This is a genomic window from Leclercia tamurae (genome assembly GCF_025566055.1).
GTDB classification, from domain to species: domain Bacteria; phylum Pseudomonadota; class Gammaproteobacteria; order Enterobacterales; family Enterobacteriaceae; genus Enterobacter; species Enterobacter tamurae.
Window position 1 is genome coordinate 90038 of the sequence record NZ_JAMHKS010000062.1, and the last position, 21769, is coordinate 111806.

Sequence of the window (21769 nt, forward strand, 5' to 3'; positions counted from 1 at the left end):
TAAATAGCAGAGCCTTTTATTAATGCAACTTGTATATATCAATATAAAAAACAGCTAAAAATATATCATATTCACTATCTTATTAACCCTGACTTAATTATTTACACAGCCTCACTTAAATATAATTTCGCCTGTTTTACACATCCAGATTATTCCTAAGTAATTAAATTAACATTAAAATAAGCGTCCCTCCCCCGCGCTACGCAAGCCACGCCAACCCGCAGCCCGCCTGGGCTCCATGACTCAATACCCGCACAAATAACGCCTTCAATATCGCTAACGCTTTATTAACCGGTGCTTAATTTGCGCTTTTAGTACTTTCTGGCTATATCAAATTAAGTCAATCCGAAATTGTTACCAATATTAAAGACAAGGATTTTACTGCTGAGAAATATACCCCCATTCGTCTTACCCCCCTGAATACCAAGGGCAAAATACCGCTGCCACCATCGCTTTATCGGCAGCCATTAATAACTTTTAAATAATTACCCTGGGTCATTGTTGCAAATAAACAATTTCCCTACGGGTGGCGCTCAATCTGCTCAATAGAAATGGCTTAAACCGCTCGCCATTTCATTGCACTCTGCCGGGAGTAATATACATGAGTAAAATCACTGTCATCTCCAAACTGACACACGTGGAATCGGTAACAGACGGGACTCAGGTCACGCTGAATGACTCCTCCATCGTTAAGATCAACGCCGAACGGGCCGACATTCTTGGCTACGAACGCAGCGGCAATGACCTGATTGTTAAGCTGGCCGACGGCGAAACCCTGACCCTCAAAAATTTCTTTGTCGCCGGCGATCAGGGTATCAGCCAGCTGGTGCTGGAAGAGGAGAATGGCGCGCTGTGGTGGATTGCCGATCCAATGGCCGCTGAGAGCTACCAGTCGATTGCCTCCATTGATGCCCTGCTGGCAGGCACTACCACCGCGTCGGCAGGTGAAGCGGCGATCTGGCCGTGGGCCCTGGGTGGCGTGGCGGTGGCAGGGGGCATTGCCCTTGCCGCCGGCGGCGGCGGCGGTGGCGGCGGTGGTGGAAGTGACAGTGATAATGGTAATGGCGGTGGCAGCGACGGCGGCAATGGCAGTAACCCCACTCCGCCGGTCACCAACCCGAACGACACCACGCCTCCCGGCGCGGCCGGCAACCTCAGATTCTCACCAGACGGCACTCAGCTTAGCGGGAGCGCCGAAGCCAACAGCATCATCACCGTCACCGACGCCAACGGGAATGTGGTCGGCAGAGGTCAGACCGACAGCAACGGTGAATTCACCGTCGATCTGGGCACCCCTTACACCAACGGCGAAACCCTGACAGTCACCCCTACCGACGGGGCAGGCAACACAGGACCGGGCACCCCGGTGACCGCTGCGGATACTACCCCGCCGCAGGCCCCAACTATCAACTCCGTTGTCGATGATGCTGGCAGCGCAACCGGATCGCTCACCAGCGGCCAGATCACCGACGACGCCCGCCCGACCTTTAGCGGCAGCGGCGAACCCGGCAGCACCATCACGGTTTACGACAACGGTAACGCCATCGGCACTGCACAGGTCAACAGCGACGGCAGCTGGAGCTTCACCCCGGACACCGCGCTGGGGGAAGGCGCACACCAGATCACCACCCGGGCCACCGACGGCGCGGGCAATACAGGCCCGGCCTCACCGGCCTTCAGCCTTACGGTTGACACCATCGCCCCAAATGCCCCGTCCGGCGTGACGATCACTGACACCACCGGAACGGTGCAGGGCGTACTGGTCGCGGGACAGTCCACCGACGCCAACCGCCCTGCCCTGAACGGCACCGGCGACGTGGGCAGCATCATCACCCTCTATGACAACGGCCAGGTCGTGGGCCAGGCTACCGTTGGCGCGGACGGCAAATGGAGCTTTACGCCAGACACGCCGCTTGCCGATGGCGCGCACAGCATCACCCTGACGGAGACCGATCTGGCAGGCAACACCAGCGCCCCCTCCGCCCCGTTTGCCTTTACCATTGACCGCACCCCGCCGGACCAGCCGACCATCGGCCTGATCCCTGGCGGCACTGAGGTCACCGGCACCGCCGAACCAGGCAGCACCATCACCATTACCGACGGGAATGGGACGGTGATTGGCAAGGGCCAGACCGATGCTAACGGCGACTACAGCGTTCCCCTCACCGAGGCACAAACCGAAGGGGATACCATCAACGTGGTGGCCTCCGATGCTGCCGGAAACCAAAGCCCGCCAGTCAGCACCGTGGTTGGCGATGTCACCCCGCCTGACGCCCCGACCAACCTTGCGATCAACCCTGAAGGCAGCATCGTCACCGGTAACGCCGAAGCGGGCAGCACCGTCACCATTCGTGATGGCGACGACATCATCGGCAGAGGGACCGCCGGTCCGGACGGCAGCTTCGAGATTATCCTCACCACCCCACGCCTGAACGGGGAAGACCTGGCGGTCACCGCCACCGATCCGGCGGGTAACACCGGGCCGGAAGGGGCCATTACCGCCCCGGACATCACCCCACCGCAGGCCCCGGTCATCACCAGCGTGGTGGATGACGTGGAGGGCATTACAGGCGTGGTCGTTAATGGGCAGATCACCAATGACACCCGTCCGGTAGTCACCGGTACCGGCGAACCTGGCGCCACCATTAATATCTACAACGGCGCGCTCCTGGTGGGTTCTGCCGAAGTGGATGCCGACGGCAACTGGTCCAGCGAGCTGGAGCTGAACGACGACGGCGGCTATGTTCTGACGGCGCAAGCCGTTGACGGTGAAGGCAACCGCAGCGAATCCTCCAACAGCTGGACCCTCATCATCGATGCCACCCCACCGGCCACCCCGGCCATTTCCCAGGTGATCAACGATCTGCCTGAGACTGCGGTGGCCATCAGCAACAACGGCACCACCAACGACAACCGCCCGACCCTGTACGGCACCGGCGAAGCGGGTTCGACCATCAGCATTCGGGTGGATGGCGTGGAGGTTGGCACGGCGCAGGTGGGCGACGGCGGGGAGTGGAGCTTCACCCCGGCCACGGCGCTGCTGGATGGTCTGCATGAGATCACCACGGTGGCGACAGATGCCGCCGGTAACAGCAGCCCCGCCTCCGGGACCTTTACCCTGACCATCGATACCGTCGCCCCTGAAATCCCGGCGATCACTCGGGTGGTGGATAACACCGGCAGCGTGCAGGGCGATATCAGCAACAACGTCCCGACCGACGAAACCCGTCCGGTGATCGAGGGGACAGGTCCGGCCAATTCGCAGATCAGCATCTACGAAGGCACCACCCTGCTCGGCACCACCACCAGCAATGCGGATGGCACCTGGAGCCTGCGGCTCGCCACGCCGCTGGTTAATGGCACCCACGTTCTGACCGCGTCGGTCAGCGATGCGGTGGGCAATATCTCCACCTCCGGCAGCTTTAACCTGGTGGTGGATACCCTCGCCCCGGGCACCCCGGAAGTACCGGCGATCACCGTCAACCCTGACGGAAGCGGTGAAGAGCCCCTCACCTCCGGCGGCAGCACCCGCGACACCACCCCGACCCTGAGCGGCACCGGGACGGAAGGCGATATCGTCTCCATCTACGACGGCACCACTAAAATCGGGGAAACCACCATCCCACCGGGCGGCAACTGGACCTGGACCCCGCCAGCAGGGCTGCCGAACGGCACCTACGATCTCAGCCTGACCGTGACCAACAAAGACGGCGCGGGCAACGAGAGCGCCCCGTCGCAGCCGGTGTCCATCACCATTGATACCGACGCGCCGGATCAACCTGATGCGCCGGTCGTCACCGATAACGTGAGCGAAATTACCGGGCCGGTGGGCAACAACGGCGCGACCAACGACACCCGTCCGGTGCTGAGCGGTACCGGCACACCGGATGACGTGATCGGCATTTACGACCAGACCACGGCAGGTAACGTGCTGGTGGGCGAAGTGGTGGTCGACATCAACGGCAACTGGACCTGGCGCGCCGAGGAGCCGCTGGCCGAGGGGTCACACAGCTTTACCGTTGTCGCCACCGATGCGGCGGGCAATGCCTCAGTGGTATCAGATGCCATCACCGTGACCGTCGACACCCTCGTGCCTGCGATCCCAACCATCGCCAGCGTGAATGACAATCTCGCCGCGGGCGGCAGCACCAACGACAACACTCCGACCGTCACCGGGACCGGCGAAAACGGCACCACGGTGATCCTCTACAGCAACGGGGTTGAAGTGGGCCGCGGGCTGGTTACCAACGGCAGCTGGTCCATCACCACGCCAGCGCTGAATGACGGCCCCACCACCCTCACCGTGGCGGCGGTGGATGCCGCCGGGAACGTCAGCGGCACCGGCAGCGACTTTGCCTTCACCATCGACACCGTGCCGCCGGGCAATCCGCAGCTGCTGGAGATCTCTGACAGCACCCTGGCCAACGGCACGCTGTACGTGAAGAGCGACATCCCGACCCTGAACGGCACCGGCGAACCGCTGAGCACCCTCACCGTCCTGATCGACGGTAATCCGGTGGGCGAGGTGCAGGTCAACGAGCAGGGAGAGTGGACCTTCCCGCTGCCGGTCGGCAGCGAACTGTCGGATGACACCCATACCTTCACCGTGGTGGCGACCGACGCGGCAGGCAACACCAGCCAAAGCAGCCCGGTCACCCTGGTGGTGGATACTGACGCACCGGATAGTCCAGTGGTCACCGGGATCGTCTCCGGCGGCACCCCACTGAACGGTACCGCCGAACCGGGCTCCACCATTACGGTCCTTGGCCCGGATGAAGTAGTGCTGGGTACCGGCGTGACCAACGCCGAGGGGCAGTTCTCCATCGCCCTGACCCCACCGCAGTACAACGAAACCGTCCTGGGCGTGGTAGCGAGCGACCCGGCGGGGAACGCCAGCGATCCGGCCAGCTTTATCGTCGAACCAACACCACAGCTGCCGGACGTCCCGGTTATCGACGCCATCCTTGATGACAACGGTACAGACGGCAACGTTAACGTCAAAGGCGGCAGCTCCAACGACACCACCCCGACCCTCACCGGCACGGCGATCCCGGGCAGCCTGGTGACAATTTACCTGGACGGCAGCACCACGGCGCTGGGCACCGTTACCGCCGACGCTACGACCGGTGCCTGGACGTTCCCGGTTGCTGAACTGGCCGAAGGCAACCACAGCTTCAGCGTGACCGCCACCGTTGACGGCCAGACCAGCGGCCAATCGCCAGCGGCGACGGTTAATATCGATCTCACCGCCCCGGACGCCCCGGCGTTTGGTTCCGTGGTGGACGACGTCGGTCCGCTGACCGGGACAGTGGTCAGCGGCAGACCAACCAACGATGACCTGCCGACCTTCACCGGTACGGCAACCCCGGGGGATGTGATCCGCCTTTACGCGGACGATACCCTGATCGGCACCGCCACAGTGGGCAACACCGGGGCCTGGAGCATCACCCTGACCGAACCGCTGGATGATGGCACCTACGCCCTGACCCTCAGCGCCACCGATCCGGCCGGGAACGAAAGCTCACGCTCAGAGCCGTTCTCGCTGGTGGTGGATACCACCGCGGGCGAAGCGATCATCACCGGGGCCAACGATGACGTCGGGCCGGTCACCGGCAACATCGCCAACAACGGCAGCACCAATGACAACACCCCAACCCTGACGGGCACCGCGGAAGCTGGCAGCAGCGTCGCCATCTACGACGGCATCAACCTGATTGGCACCGTCACCGCCAGCCCTACCGGCGCCTGGAGCTTCACCCCGACCACTGTGCTGGCGGAAGGCCAGCACGTCTTTACCGTGGTCGCCACCGACAGCGCGGGCAACGTCAGCCCATTCTCGGAGGCATACACCCTGGTGGTGGACATGACCCCACCGGCTACCCCGGTGATTGTCAGCATCAACGATGACGTGCCGGGCAATACCGGCCTGCTGACCAACGGGCAGATCACCAACGATGTGCGTCCGGAACTGACCGGCACCGGCGTGGCGGGCAGCACTGTCCACATCCTGGATAACGGGATCGAGATCGGCACCGCGCTGGTCAGCGCCAGCGGCAGCTGGAGCTTTACCCCAACCAGCGATCTGGCCGCCGGACCACACGATCTGCGCGTCAACGCCACCGATGCCGCGGGCAACGTCTCCGGTACCTCGCCAGTCTTCAACATCAATATCGATATCGCCGCCCCACTGGCACCGGTCCTCAACACCGTGGTGGATGATGTCGGCACCGTGACCGGCACGCTGGACAGCGGCGATGTCACCAATGACGCCCGCCCAACCTTCACCGGCAGCGGCGAAGTGGGGGCCACCATCCGCATCATTGTTGACGAGCTGGAGATCGGCACCGCGGTGGTTAACGCCTCGGGGAGCTGGACCTTCACCCCGGAAACGGCGCTGGCAGAAGGCACCCGCAGCATCCGCTTTACCGCCACCGACGCCGCCGGAAACACCAGTCCTGCCAGCGATCCCTTTACCCTGACGGTGGATACCCTGGCCCCAACGGCGCCGACGCTTACCGCCATCAGCGATAACGTGGGCACTATTCAGACGCCAATCACCACCTCCGGCCAAACCACCGACGACACGACGCCGACCCTGACCGGACAGGCTGAAGCCAATTCCAGCGTGGCGATTTACGACAACGGTGCCCTCGTCGCCACCGTGCAGGCCAACGAAACCGGCGACTGGAGCTGGACCCCGGCCACGGCCCTGACCAGCGGCAGCCACACCTTTACCACCAGCGCTCGCGATGAAGCGGGCAACCTCAGCGAGACCTCCCCGGGCTTCACGCTGATTGTCGATACCCTGCCTCCTGCCCCGCCGACGATTACCCTGGCGATTGACAATATCGACCCGGTGACCGGCTCGCTCACCAGCGGCCGCACCACCAACGACGACCAGCCGGTGCTCACCGGCACCAGCGAACCGAACGCCCGGATACAGATTTTTGCCGATGACGTGCTGGTCGGCGAAGGGGTCGCGAATGCCGACGGCAATTGGTCGATTGAGGTCAACACCCCGCTCAGCGATGCTCAGCACAACTTCACCGCGGTGGCGACCGATGCGGCAGGCAATGCCAGCGATTCGTCCGCCGTCTTCACCCTGACGGTGGATACGCAGGTGCCCGTGGCACCTGTGCTGGCCACGGTCACGGATGATGTGGGTGAGACGGTAACCCTCACTAATGGCCAACTGACCAACGACGCCAGACCAACCCTCAGCGGCACGGCGGAAGCGGGCACCACGGTGAACGTTTACGACGGCACGACCCTGCTGGGCAGCGCCCTCGTCGGGGATGACAACGCCTGGAGCTTCACCCCGCTCAGCCCGCTGGCAGACGGGGAACACACTCTGACGGTGACCACCACCGATGCGGCAGGCAACGTCAGCCCGCCAACCACCGGGTTTATCGTTAACGTCGATGCCACCGCCCCGGTCGCACCGGCCATCGCCTCGGTAGTGGATAACACCGGTTCGGTGCAGGGCCCGGTTCTCAACGGCAGCCCGACCAACGACACCCGTCCGACCCTCAACGGCACCGCCGAAGCCAATGCCATCGTGCGCATTTACGACGGCGAGACCCTGGTGGGCGAGACCACCGCTAACACCGAAGGCCAGTGGACGCTGGATCAGACCCTCGTCGCCCTTGAGGACGGCGAGCATAACTTCACCGCCATCGCCATTGATGAGGCAGGCAACCTCAGCGCGGCCTCGCCGGTGGCCTCGATTATTATCGACACCCTCGCCCCGGACGCGCCGGACAGCTTCACCGTCCTCAATAACGGCACTACCCTTACCGGCCGTGGTGAAGCGGGCAGCACCATCACCGTACGCGATGGAAACGCAGTGATCGGCACCGGCGTGGTTGACGACAGCGGCAGCTTCTCCGTCACCCTCACCACGCCGAAACTGAACGGTGAACTGCTGACGGTCACCGCCACTGACATCGCCGGAAACACCGGCGCGGAAGGCCAGATCGTCGCCCCGGATACCACCCCACCGGCCATCCCGGTGATTACTGACGTGGTGGACAACGTGACCGCTGTCACCGGCACCGTCACCGACGGGCAGACCACCAATGATGCCACGCCGCTGATCCGCGGCACCGGTCCGGCCAACACCACTATCCAGATCTACAGCGGCACGGTGCTGATCGGCACCACCCAGGCCAGCGCGGAGGGCACCTGGGAGATCCAGCTCACCACCGCCCTGCCTGACGGCGGCCACGTCCTGACGGCGCAATCCGTCGACGCCGTGGGTAACAACAGCGCCGCCTCCAACAGCTGGAGCATCGTGGTGGATGCCACCGCCCCGGACGCGCCAGCGATCACCTCCGTGGTGAACGATCTCTCCGGCAGCCCGGTGGCCATCGCCAACAACGGTGCCACCAACGACACCCTTCCGACCCTGAACGGCACCGGGGAAGCCGGGACCACCATCAGCATTCGGGTGGATGGCGTTGAGGTCGGTACAACCCTGGTGGGTGCAGGAGGGGTATGGACCTTCACCCCTGAAGATGCCCTCGCCGAGGGGCCGCACGCGATCACCGTGGTGGCGACGGATGCCGCCGGTAACACCGGCGAGCCTTCCCCGGCCTTTAACCTCACCATCGATACCGTCCCGCCAGTCGCCCCGGTCATCACCGTAGCGGTGGACACCAGCGGAAGCGTCACCGGCGACGTGGTCAGCGACCAGCCGACCGATGAAACCCTGCCGCTGATCCGCGGGACCGGCCCGGCAAACGCGCAGATTAGCCTCTATGACGGCACCACCCTGCTCGGCACCGCCACCACCAGCGCAACGGGAGCATGGAGCATCCAGCTGACCGTCCCGCTGGGTAACGGCACCCACGCCCTGACCGCCACGGTCAGCGATGCGGCGGGCAACACCGCCACCTCCGGCACCTTTAACCTGGTGGTGGATAACGTGCCGCCTGCCACGCCGGACATCCCGGACATCACCGTCAACCCTGACGGCAGTGGCGAGACGGCTATTTCCGGCGGCGGCAGCACCCGCGATACCACCCCAACCCTGAGCGGCACCGGGAATGAGGGCGATATCGTCACCATCTACAACGGCACCACGCCGATCGGGGAAACTACCGTTCAGCCAGGGGGGACCTGGACCTGGACGCCGCCAGCGGGCCTGCCGAATGGTACCTACGATCTGAGCCTGACCGTGACCAACAGCGACGGCGCGGGCAACGAGAGTGCGCCGTCGAATCCGGTGACTATCACCATCGATACCGACGCGCCGGACGCACCGGGGCTGCCAGTAGTCACGGATAACGTCAGCGACATCACCGGCCCGGTGAGCAACAACGGGGCCACCAACGATACCCGTCCGGTGCTGAGCGGCACCGGCACGCCGGACGACACCATCACCATCTATGACCAGACCACGACAGGTAACGTGCCGGTGGGCGAAGTGGTGGTCGACATCAACGGCAACTGGACATGGCGTCCGGACCAGCCGCTGGCCGAGGGGTCGCACAGCTTCACCCTCACCGCCACCGACGAGGCGGGCAACGTCTCGCCGATCTCAGGCAGCATGACGGTGACCGTCGACAGCAGCGTGCCTGATATTCCAGTGATCGCCAGCGTGGCGGATAACGCCGGACCGGTCACCGGCAACGTTACGGCGGGCGGCAGCAGCAACGATAACACCCCAACCGTCACCGGCAGCGGAGAGGACGGCACCACCGTCATTCTCTACAGCAACGGCATTGAAGTGGGTCGCGGCCTGGTCACCAACGGTAGCTGGACCATCACCACCCCAGCGCTGAACGATGGCTCTACCACCCTGACCGTAGCGGCGCTGGATGCCGCCGGGAACGTCAGCGAGGCGGGCAGTGACTTTGTCTACACCATTGACACCGTGCCACCGGCGATCCCGCAGCTGCTGGAGATCACCGACAGCACCCTCGCCAACGGTGCGCTTTACGCCAACAGCAGCACGCCGACCCTGACCGGTACCGGCGAGCCGCTGAGCACCATCACCGTCCTGGTCGACGGTAATCCGGTGGGCGAGGTGCAGGTCAGCGCCGAGGGGCAGTGGACGCTGCCGATCCCGGCCGGTACGCCACTGTCCGATGCCTCGCACACCTTCACCGTGGTGGCGAGCGATGCGGCGGGCAACACCAGCCAAAGCACGCCGGTTAACCTGATCGTCGACACCCAGGCGCCGGGTGCGCCAGTGGTGACCGGCATCGTCTCCGGCGGTACGCCGCTGACCGGCACCGCCGAAGCGGGCTCCATCATTACGGTAACTGGCCCGGGCAACGTGGTGCTGGGCACCGGCGTGACCAACGCCCAGGGCCAGTTCTCGGTGGCCCTGACCCCGCCGCAAAGCGATGCGGTCACCCTGAGCCTGACCGCCAGCGATGTGGCAGGTAACGTCAGCGATCCGGGGACCTATAACGTCCCGGCCACGCCAGCTCTGCCGGACGTGCCGGTTATCGACACCATTGTGGATGACAACGGCACCGGCGGCGGCGTTAACGTTAAAGGCGGCAGCTCCAACGACGCCACCCCAACCCTGACCGGGACAGCGATCCCGGGCAGCCTGGTCACAGTCTATCTGGATGACAGCACCACGCCGTTGGGTACCGTCACCGCCGACGCCACCACCGGGGCCTGGTCGTTCCCGATTGCAACAGCCCTTGCTGAAGGCAGCCACAGCTTCAGCGTGACCGCCACCGTTGACGGCCAGACCAGCGGCCAGTCGCCAGGGGCGACGGTCAATATCGATCTCACCCCACCTGCGGCGCCGACCCTCGGCACCCTCGTGGATAACGTCGGCACCGTGACCGGGTCAGTGGTCAGCGGCACGCCGACCGACGACAACCAGCCAACCCTGAACGGCACCGCGACGCCGGGCGACGTGATCACCATCTACTCCGGTGACGCTGTCCTTGGCACCGTACCCGTGAGCGCCACTGGGGCATGGAGCTTTACCCTGCCAGCAGCGCTGGACGATGGCACCTATACCCTGCTCATCACCGCGACCGACCCGGCGGGTAACCAGAGCCAGCCTTCTGCACCGTTCTCACTGGTAGTGGATACCGTGGCGGCGGCACCGGTCATCACAGGGGCTAACGACGACGTGGGGCCGGTCACCGGCAACGTGGCGAGCGGCGGCTTCACCAACGACAACACCCCGACCCTGTCCGGCAGCGCGGAAGCGGGCAGCAGCGTCGCCATCTATGAAGGCGGCAGACTGCTCGGCACCGTGCTGGCTAACGCCAGCGGGATCTGGAGCTTCACCCCAACGGTGGTACTGGCCGAAGGCCTGCACAGCTTTACCGCCATCGCCACCGACACCGCAGGCAACGTCAGCGAGCCGTCCGGGGCATACACCCTCACCGTCGACATGACCCCACCGGCCACCCCGGTGCTGGTCAGCGTTAATGACGACGTGGCGGGCAATACCGGCCCGCTGGTCAGCGGCCAGCTCACCAACGATGCCCGTCCGGAACTGACCGGCACCGGCGTGGCGGGCACCACCATCCGCATCCTGGATAACGGGGTCGAGATCGGCACCACGGTGGTGAACGCCGACGGTGACTGGACCTTTACCCCGACCAGCGATCTGGCCCAGGGGCCGCATGCGCTGCGCGTCACCGCCACCGATGCGGCAGGTAACGTCTCCGGCACCTCGCCAGCCTTCTCGCTGAGCGTTGATACCGTCGCCCCAGTGGCGCCGGTTCTCGGCAGCGTAGTGGATGATGTCGGGACCATTACCGGGCCGATCACCAACGGCGGCCTCACCAACGACGCCCGGCCAACCTTTAACGGTACCGGCGAAGCGGGCTCCACGGTTCGCATTCTGGTCGACGGGCAGGAGATCGGCTCCGCGGTGGTTAACGCCTCGGGCAACTGGACCTTTACGCCTGACACCCTCCTTGAGGACGGGCTGCACAGCGTGACCCTGACCGCCACCGACCTTGCCGGAAATACCGGTCCGGTCAGCGGAGCCTTTACCCTGACGGTGGATACCCTGGCGCCAGCGGCACCAACCATCGTCGCGGCCGCCGATAACGTGGGCACCATCCAGACGCCGCTCACCGTCTCCGGCCAGGTCACTGACGACACCACCCCGACCCTGTCGGGCAGAGCCGCGGCGAACGCCACGGTCACCGTCTATGACAACGGCGTCGCCCTCGGCACCGTGCAGGCCACCGCCGCAGGCGACTGGACCTTCACGCCGGGGACCGAACTGGGCAACGGGAGCCACACCTTCACCGCCAGCGCCGTCGATGCGGCAGGCAACCTCAGTGATCTCTCGGCGGGCTTCACGGTGATTGTCGATGCGATCAAACCGATCGCGCCGGTCATCACCCTCGCCCAGGACGATGCTGGCACCATCACCGGTGCCCTGACCAGCGGCCAGCGCACCGACGACACCCTGCCGGTGCTCACCGGCACCAGCGAACCGAACGCCCGGGTACAGCTGTTTGAAGGTCAGACCCTGCTGGGCACCGCCATCGCCGATGGCAGTGGCAACTGGACCATCGCCCTGACCACGCCGCTCACCAACGCCCAGCACAACTTCACGGCGGTGGCGACGGATGCGGCAGGTAACGTCAGCGATGCCTCCGCCACCTTCAGCCTGACGGTGGATACCCTGCCGCCAGCGGTGCCGGTACTGGTTTCGGTGGTGGATGATGTCGGCACCCTGGTGTCGCTCACCAGCGGTCAGCTGACCAACGACGCCAGACCGACCCTCAGCGGCACGGCAGAAGCGGGCTCAACGGTGAGTATCTATGACGGTGACCTGCTGCTGGGCACCGTGGTGGCCGACGCCAATAGCGCCTGGAGCTTTACCCCAGCCACGCCGCTGCCCGACGGCCAGCGCGTCCTGACGGTGACCGCCACCGATGCGGTGGGCAACGTCAGTCTGCCGACCGCGGGCTTTAACCTTAACCTCGATGCCACCGCCCCGGGTGCGCCGGTCATTACCTCGGTAGTGGATGACGTCGGCACCATCCAGGGTCCGGTACTCAACGGTAATCCGACTAACGACACGCGCCTGACGCTCAACGGTACCGCCGAAGCCAACGCCGTGGTGCGGATCTACGACGGCACCACGCTGGTGGGCCAGGTGACGGCCAACGCCCAGGGTCAGTGGACCCTGCCGCAGACCACCACCACCCTCACCGACGGGGTGCATAACTTCACCGCCACCGCCACCGATGCGGCAGGCAACCTCAGCGCGGCGTCGCCGGTCACCGCCATCACTGTTGACACCGTTGCGCCGGGCGCACCGGGCGGCTTCACCGTGCTTAACAGCGGGGGCCAGGTCACCGGCACCGCCGAGGTGGGCAGCACCGTGACTATTCTCGGTACCGACAACGTGACGGTACTGGGGACCGGCGTGGCTGACGCCACCGGCAGGTTCAGCGTCACGCTCTCCACGCCGCAGGTTAACGCCGAGCTGCTACACGTCTTTGCCACCGACCGGGCCGGTAACGCCGGGCTGACGGTAGATCTGCGGATGCCGTACTCGCTGGTGCCGAACCCACCGGTCATCACCAGCGTTAACGACAACGTGGGCAGCATCATCGGCAACCTGCTGAGCGGCCAGAGCACGGACGACACCACCCCGACCCTGACCGGGACCGCGCAGCCGCTCTCCACCATCACCCTGTATGACAACAACGTGCTGTTAGCCACGGTGACCACCAACAGCGCGGGGGTCTGGACGTATACCCCAACCGTGCCGTTGGGTAACGGCTCCCACGCCTTTACCGCCACCGCGGGCAATGCGGTCGGCACCAGCCCGTCCACGCCGCTGAGCACGGTTATCGTGGATACCATCGCCCCGGGCACGCCGCAGGGAACCTTCAACGCCGACGGCAGCGTCCTGAGCGGTACTGCCGAAGCGGGCAGCACCATCACCCTGCTGTTGAGCGATAACAGCGTGGTGACCACCACCGCCAACGCCCAGGGAGCCTGGAGCTACACCTTCCTCGACAAGCAGTCCGAAGGGGAGCGGATCACTCTCTCGGCTACCGATGCGGCGGGTAATACCTCCGTCACCGGGACGGTGATTGCGCCGAACCTGCCGCTGTCCGCCAGTGACAACGTGGTGGGGCTGGACCTGACGACCACCGCCACCGTCAGCACCGCCCAGTACAGTGACTATGGCCTCCAGCTGGTGGGCGGGGTCGGTAACGTGCTGTCGCTGCTGGGGGATAACTCCGCCCAGGTGACCTTCACCGTACCAACCGGCGGCAGCGCCAACATGGAGATCAACGCCAGCGCCAGCGGCATCGTGCTCTCCCTGCTTAATACCCTGGAGGTGATTGTTCAACGCTGGAACGGCACCACCTGGACCACGGAAGTGGATACCGGTCTGCCGCAGTTCGCCAACCTGCTGACCCTCGGGTCCAGCGGCGTGACCCTCAACCTGACCGGCCTGCCGGGCGGGCAGTATCGCGTCCTGAGCTATAACTCCAACCTGCTGGCGACCGGGTCCTATACCAGCCTGGATGTGGACGTCACGCAAACCACCGCGGGCACCCTGACCGGCGCGCTGGTGAAAAACGGCAACGTCATCACCGACACCGATCCGGTGAGCGGCAGCGACAGCGCCCCGAACGGCACCCTGGTCACCAGCGTCACCAACGCCAACGGCGTCACCGTCAACGTGGCGGCGGGTGAGGCGGGCACCACCATTAACGGGCTGTACGGCACCCTGACCCTGCACGCCGACGGGAGCTACACCTACACCCTGACCAACACCAGCACCTCAGTGCTGGGCCGGACCGACACCTTCACCTACAACATCGCCGGGAAAGGGGCGACGGACGATGCCCGCCTGGTCATCACCCTGGGTGAGAACACGGTGCGCAACAGCGTGACGGCGGTGGACGATACCGCCTCGCTGACCTTTAACACCCAGGTGCAGTCCATCGACTATGGTCCATCGAGCCAGGGCGGCTTTACCGTGGTGGGTGTCAATCTGGGTAACGTGCTGAACCTCAACCTGCTGGACGATCGCAGCGAGACCATGAAGTACAGCGTCCAGGAAGGCACCACCCGCACCATGACGATTCAGGGTTCCGTTGGTGGGGTGGCCGTGGGATCGGTGTTTGACCTCTATATCTACAAGTTCAACCCGGCGACCCAGAGCTATGAGCGGATGCGCACCGAGGCGGGCTGGCTGCGCGCGCCGCTGCTGGGGGGCACCTCGGCACCGCTGACGCTGACCCTGCCGGCCGGGGAGTATCTCTTCCTGATGAACACCGCGGCGGGGATCACGGTGCTGACCGGCTACCAGATCAACATTCTGGAGGACCATGTCTACGCCGTCACCAGCACCACTGCCGCCACCACCGGCGACGTGCTGCAGAGTGACATCGTGCCTGCCGGCACCGTCGTTACTCAGGTGAATGGTGTTGACGTGAACGCCACGGGCACCACCCGCATTGAGGGGCAGTACGGCACTCTGGATATCGACGCCCAGGGGAAATATACCTATACCCTGCGGAACGGGGTCGGGGCGGACCTGATCAGCACGCCGGACTCCTTCATCTATACCGTGACGGCACCGAATGGCGACAAGGACACCGCCTCGCTGAACATCACCCCAACGCCAGTGGCGCTGGATGCGGTCAACGACGTCAGCGATGCGCTGGTCTTCGACACCACCTCGCAGGTCGCAGCCTATCGCGATGATACGGTGGGTAACGCGACCTGGAACGCCGCCCTGCTCGCCTCCACCTCCAAAAGTGGCAGCGGCACGTTTGAGGTGGCGGCCAACACCGCCCTGCATGACGTGGTGCTGCACTTCAACGTCGCCTCACTGTTGTCGCTGGGCGGCCTGAACGTGAACTGGACCATTACCGGGGCAGGCGTGACCCGAAGCGGTTCCTTCAATGGCGGTCTGCTGTTGGGTGGCGTGGCCACCATCAACCTGCCGGATCTGGATCTGAACGCCGGGACCTACACCCTTAACTTTACCGGGGCGATGGGTCCGCTGGGGTTAGGCCAGATCTCCATCACGCCGTACGTCACCGGTACCACGGTGTTCCTCAACAGTGAGCTCACCACCGCGGGCCACACCGTCACCGGCAATATCTTTGACGGCTCGGATTCGGGCGGCGTGCTGGATCAGCTCCATTCGGTGGACAGCCGTCTGAGCATCACCAGCTATACCGGCACCGTCACCACCCTGGACCCGTATACCACTGCCACGGCCACCGCCACGGTTCAGGGGCATTACGGGGTGCTGACCATCGGCGTGGACGGGGCGTATACCTATACCCTCAACAGCGGCGTGTCGCTGGCTTCAATGACCACTAAGGAGACCTTCACCTACAAACTGACCGGCGAGAACGGCACCACTGATACCGCGACCCTGACCATCAACATGGCACCACAGTTCGCCAGCTCCGAGCATAACGATACCTTCACCGGTAGCGCCTATGGCGACACGCTGATTTACGAGGTGCTCAACAGTACGGCGGGTAACGGCACGGCGGGCAACGGCGGCAACGACCACTGGACCAACTTCTCTCTGGCGCAGGGAGACAAGATCGATATCAGCGATCTGCTGGTGGGCTGGAACGGGGACAACGCCACGCTGGGCAACTATCTGAGTGTTACCAACAGCAATGGCAATACCGTGATCTCTGTCGACCGGGACGGTGCAGCAAATATTTACACCAATACTACACTGGTAACATTGGATAACGTTCAGACAACCTACGAGGAGCTGGTTAACCAACAACACATCATCACCGGATAGCGCTAATAACAAGACCCGGGCGCACGTCGCCCGGGCTTAACATTATAAAGTTGTTCAGTTTTTTAGGGATAATGCCATGAACAAAGCACCTTGCTGGTGGCTTGGGTGCTGCCTGTTGTCCGGGCACGCCCTGGCTGCCGACTCCCCTGCGGTCATTAGTTTTGGACAAGTAAATGAAAATCAGGAGCTGCCCTCGCTGAATGGCCGGGTGGCGTTGCCGACAAGCCCGGCTGCCCCCGGCACCTTAACCCTGGGCGATGCGGTGAACCGTGCCGTTAACTGGCATCCCACCATCCGCGAAGCGGTGGGCAAACTCTACGAACAGATCCAGCAGGTTGATGTCGCCAAATCGAAGTACTACCCGCAGATCAGCGCCGGGATCAACAACGGCTACAGTAACAACTCCAGCGACACCGGCTTTACCCCTTCCGTGGTGCTCTCCCTCTCCCAGATGCTCTATGACTTCGGCAAAGTTTCCAGCCAGGTGCGGGCCGAAGACGCGGGCGTGGTGCAGCAGCAGGCCAACGTCCTGCTGAGCATTGATACCATCGCCCGGGATACCGCCACCGCGCTGGTGCAGGTGCAGATGTGGCAGCAGATGGTGGAGACCGCCGAAGAGCAGCTTGAGGCCCTCGGCAGCATCGGCCAACTGACGCGCCAGCGTAACGACGAAGGGGCCACCTCGCTCTCGGACGTGGTGCAGACCGACGCCCGTATCGAAGGGGCACGCTCGCAGCTGATGCAGTATCAGGCCAATCTCGACAGTGCCCGCGCCACGCTGATGAGCAACCTCGGCTGGAACAACCTCAACGAGGTAAGCAACGCCTTCCCGGCCAAACTGGCCCAAAGCTGCGACATCAAAGATCCCGATGACCGGCTGGTGCCCGCGGTGCTCTCCTCCTGGGCGCAGGCCAATGTGGCGCAGGCCAATCTGGACTACGCCAACGCCCAGATGACCCCGACCATCTCGCTGGAGCCGGAGGTTCGTCACTACATTAACAATCGCTATCCCGGCCACGACACGCTGGATAAAACCCAGTACAACGTGTCGGTCAACGTCGAGATGCCGATCTACCAGGGCGGTGGCCTGGACGCCCGGCGTAACGCCGCCAGCCATGCGGTGGAGGCGGCGCAGTCCAACGTGCAGCGCACCCGGCTGGACGTGCGGCAAAAATTGCAGGAGTCGCGCAGCCAGGTGATGAGCCTGATGAGCACCCTGCAGATCCAGTCCCGCCAGGAGACCCTCAGCCAGCGCACCCGCGAACTCTATCAGCAGCAGTATCTGGATTTGGGCTCCCGCCCGCTGCTGGACGTGCTGAACGCCGAGCAGGAGGTCTACCAGACTCGCTTTACCCAGTGGCAAACCGCCGGACAGCTGCACCAGCTGCAGATCAACTGCCTGTATAACACCGGGCGAATGCGCAACGCCTTCAGCCTTGAAAACCACACTATTCAGTCAGTGGAGATCCAGCCATGACGCGAGACGATATCCTTCACGAGGAGCCACTGACGCAGGAGGCGCTGGAGCACTGGGCGCAGGCGTTTGGCTATGTCGCCACCCGCTACCGGGTGGCCTGCTCCCCCGGCGCGCTGGTGGCTGGCGCCCCCTGGCTACAGGGGAAGAGCAAAACCCCGGCCCTGAGCGGGCTGGCCCGTGAGGCGGGGCTCTCCTTTAAGCTGCTCAACAACGGCCAGGAGTCGATCAACAGCTGGCGTCTGCCGGTGGTGGTGGAGCTTAATGACGGCAAGATCGGCGTCATTGAGCACTTCGACGGGGAAGATATGCTCGACGTCTGCTTCTTTGACGGCAAGGCCCAGACCAACCGCGTTTCGCTGGCGGCGCTGCTGCCGGCCATTCATCAGGTGGTGGCCCTGCGTCCGCTGGCGGCGTTAAAAGACAGCCGGGTGGATGCCTATATCTCAAAATACCGCCCGGACTGGCTCTACCGGCTGGTGATGCGCGACCTGCGCCCCTACACCTACGTGATGCTGGCGGCGCTGTTCATCAACCTGCTTTCGCTGGCCGGGATTCTGTTTTCGATGCAGGTCTATGACCGGGTGATCCCCGCCCAGTCCTACCCTACCCTCTACGTGCTGACCATCGGGGTGCTGATTGCCACCCTGTTCGGCTTTATTCTGCGACTCGCCCGCTGCCACATTATGGATCTGCTGGGCAAACGGGCCGACCTGCGCGTCTCGGACCGGGTGTTCGGCCATGCCCTGCGCCTGCGTAACAGCGCGGTGCCGCGCTCCACCGGCAGCTTTATCTCCCAGCTGCGCGAGCTGGAGCAGATCCGCGAGATGGTCACCTCCTCGACCATCTCCACCATCGTTGACCTGCCCTTCTTCTTCCTGTTTGTCGGCGTGCTGGCGATCATCGCCCCGTCGCTGGCGTGGATCGCCCCGGTGGCGGCGGTGCTGATGGTATTGCCGGGCCTGCTGCTGCAGAAAAAGCTGGCGGCGCTGGCGAAGCAGTCGGCCCATGAATCGACCCTGCGCAACGCGGTGCTGGTGGAGAGCGTGCAGGGGCTGGAAGACATCAAGCTGATGCAGGCGGAGAACCGCTTCCTGCAACAGTGGAACAGCTACATTCAAATCACCGCCGAGTCGGGCCTGAAGACCCGCGAGCTGACCCAGGGCCTGATCAGCTGGGGAATGACCATTCAGAGCCTGGTCTATACCGCGGTGATTGTGGTGGGTGCCCCGATGGTGATCGAAGGCGAAATGACCACCGGTGCGGTGGTGGCCGCCTCGATGCTGGCCTCGCGGATGATCGCCCCGATGGCGACCCTGTGCGGTGTGCTGGCCCGCTGGCAGCAGGTGAAGGCGGCCAAAGAGGGGCTGGACAACATTATGCAGCTCCCCACCGAGAACCAGCGTGAAGAGACGCCGATCCGCCAGGACGTGCTGCGCGGCCACTACCTGTTCGAACAGGCGCAGTTTGCCTACGGCGGTGACGTGCAGAACCCGGTTCTGCGCATTAACCGGCTGGAGATCAAACCCGGCGAGCACGTGGCGATCCTGGGCCGCAACGGCGCGGGCAAATCGACCCTGCTGCAGGCGATGGTCGGCGGGATGGATCTGGTGGGCGGCGAACTGCGGCTCGACAACCTCAGCCTGCCCCATCTCGACATGGCGGACGTGCGGCGTAACGTCGGCCTGATGAGCCAGAACGCGCGGCTGTTTTACGGCACCCTGCGCGAGAACATCACCCTCGGGATGCCCCGCGCCACCGACGACGAGATTTTTGCCGTGCTGGAGATGTGCGGCGCAGCCACCTTCGTGCAGAAGCTGGCGAAGGGGCTGGACCATCCGATCATGGAGAACGGCGTCGGGCTCTCCGGCGGCCAGCGCCAGTCGATTTTGCTGGCGCGTATGTTCCTGCGCGATCCCAATGTCGTCCTGCTGGACGAACCTACCGCCTCGCTGGATGAGCACACCGAACGCGAATTTATTCAGCGCCTGAGCCAGTGGCTCGGCAACCGGACCCTGATCGTCGCTACCCACCGGGTGCCGATGCTGGAGCTGGTGGAGCGCGTGGTGGTGTTGAAAGAGGGCATGCTGGTGATGGATGCGCCGAAAGCCCAGGCGCTGAGCAACAGCCGAATGCAGCAACAATCGCAGCAGGCAAATGGCCGGGAGTGGAAAAATGAAAATCAGTCAGCATGATGCCGCCGCGATAGACGATCTGGATAACGCCCTCGGCTCCGAGAGCGGCTATACCGGGGCCAGAAGCATTGTGTTAATCAGCCTGCTGCTGTTTATCATCGGCGGAGTATGGGCGTGGTACAGCATTCTGGATGAGGTATCGACCGGCACCGGGAAGGTGATCCCCAGCTCCCGCGAGCAGGTTTTACAGTCACTCGACGGCGGGATCCTCGCCGAGCTGAAGGTCCACGAGGGGGATCAGGTGCAAGCCGGCCAGGTGCTGGCTCGCCTCGACCCGACCCGCTCTGAATCTAACGTCGGTGAAAGCGCCGCCCGCTACCGTGCGTCGCTGGCCTCCAGCGCCCGTCTGCATGCAGAGGTGAACGATCTGCCGCTCACCTTCCCGCCCGAGCTGGCGAAATGGACCGATCTGATCGCCGCGGAAACCCGGCTCTACAACTCCCGCCGCGAGCAGCTGGAAGACTCCCGGCGCGAGCTGCGCCAGGCGCTGGAGCTGGTTAACGCGGAACTCGCCATCACCCAGCGGCTGGTGAAAACCGGCGCTGCCAGCCACGTTGAAGCTCTGCGCCTGCAGCGCCAGAAGAGCGACCTGGAGCTGAAGCTCACCGACCTGCGCTCGCAGTATTACGTGCAGGCCCGGGAAGCGTTGTCTAAATCCAATGCCGAAGTGGACATGGTCTCTGCGGTGCTGAAGGGGCGTGAGGATTCGGTGACTCGTCTGACGGTGACCTCCCCGGTGCGTGGCATTGTGAAGAACATCAAGGTAACCACCATCGGCGGCGTTATCCCGCCGAACGGCGAGATGATGGAGATTGTGCCGGTGGACGATCACCTGCTGATTGAAACCCGCCTGTCACCGCGCGATATCGCCTTTATCCACCCGGGGCAGAAGGCGCTGGTGAAGATCACCGCCTACGATTACGCCATCTACGGCGGGCTGGACGGCGTGGTGGAGACCATCTCGCCGGATACCATTCAGGATGAAGCCAAACCGGAAGTGTTCTATTACCGGGTATTTATCCGCACCAGTCAGGATTATCTGGTCAACAAAGCGGGGAGGCACTTCTCGATTGTGCCAGGGATGATTGCCACGGTGGATATCAAAACCGGCGAGAAATCGGTGATGGATTATATGATCAAGCCGTTTAACCGTGCGAAAGAGGCGCTGAGGGAAAGGTAGTTTTTCTCATCTCCCGCACGGACGATCCCCTCTCCCTTGAGGGTGTACGGTCCGGGGACATGGTAGACAGATGTTCGGGGACATGGTGAACACTTTTTAACATCCTTTACCCATGGTGATCGACTTTTTCTTCAGGTCGATCACCCCCACTTTCGTGCTGTACCACC

General features: G+C 63.7%; 4 protein-coding genes. All 4 read left to right on the plus strand.

The features are described from left to right. Window positions 1-601: 601 nt before the first annotated feature. A complete protein-coding gene (locus M8318_RS02905; RefSeq protein ID WP_262660911.1) occupies window positions 602-16753 on the plus strand; it encodes a BapA/Bap/LapF family large adhesin in 16152 nt (5383 codons plus the stop codon). 76 nt (window positions 16754-16829) lie between these two features. Beyond that, complete coding sequence (locus M8318_RS02910; protein ID WP_262660912.1) at window positions 16830-18230, plus strand: TolC family outer membrane protein; 1401 nt, start codon at window positions 16830-16832, stop codon at window positions 18228-18230. Continuing rightward, window positions 18227-20422 (plus strand): type I secretion system permease/ATPase, encoded by a 2196-nt coding sequence (locus tag M8318_RS02915; protein ID WP_262660913.1) that lies wholly within the window; start codon window positions 18227-18229, stop codon window positions 20420-20422. The genes M8318_RS02910 and M8318_RS02915 overlap by 4 nt, the downstream gene beginning before the upstream one ends. After that, on the plus strand, window positions 20403-21602 hold the full coding sequence (locus tag M8318_RS02920) for an HlyD family efflux transporter periplasmic adaptor subunit (RefSeq protein WP_262660914.1): 1200 nt from the start codon (window positions 20403-20405) through the stop codon (window positions 21600-21602). Before M8318_RS02915 ends, M8318_RS02920 begins: the two co-directional genes overlap by 20 nt. Window positions 21603-21769: the final 167 nt, after the last annotated feature.

Excerpts from the sequence above, each read along its gene's own strand:
- M8318_RS02915 (WP_262660913.1), top strand. The coding sequence starts at position 18,227 with ATGACGCGAGACGATATCCTTCACGAGGAGCCACTGACGCAGGAGGCG.
- M8318_RS02905 (WP_262660911.1), top strand. The coding sequence starts at position 602 with ATGAGTAAAATCACTGTCATCTCCAAACTGACACACGTGGAATCGGTA.
- M8318_RS02920 (WP_262660914.1), top strand. The coding sequence starts at position 20,403 with ATGAAAATCAGTCAGCATGATGCCGCCGCGATAGACGATCTGGATAAC.
- M8318_RS02910 (WP_262660912.1), top strand. The coding sequence starts at position 16,830 with ATGAACAAAGCACCTTGCTGGTGGCTTGGGTGCTGCCTGTTGTCCGGG.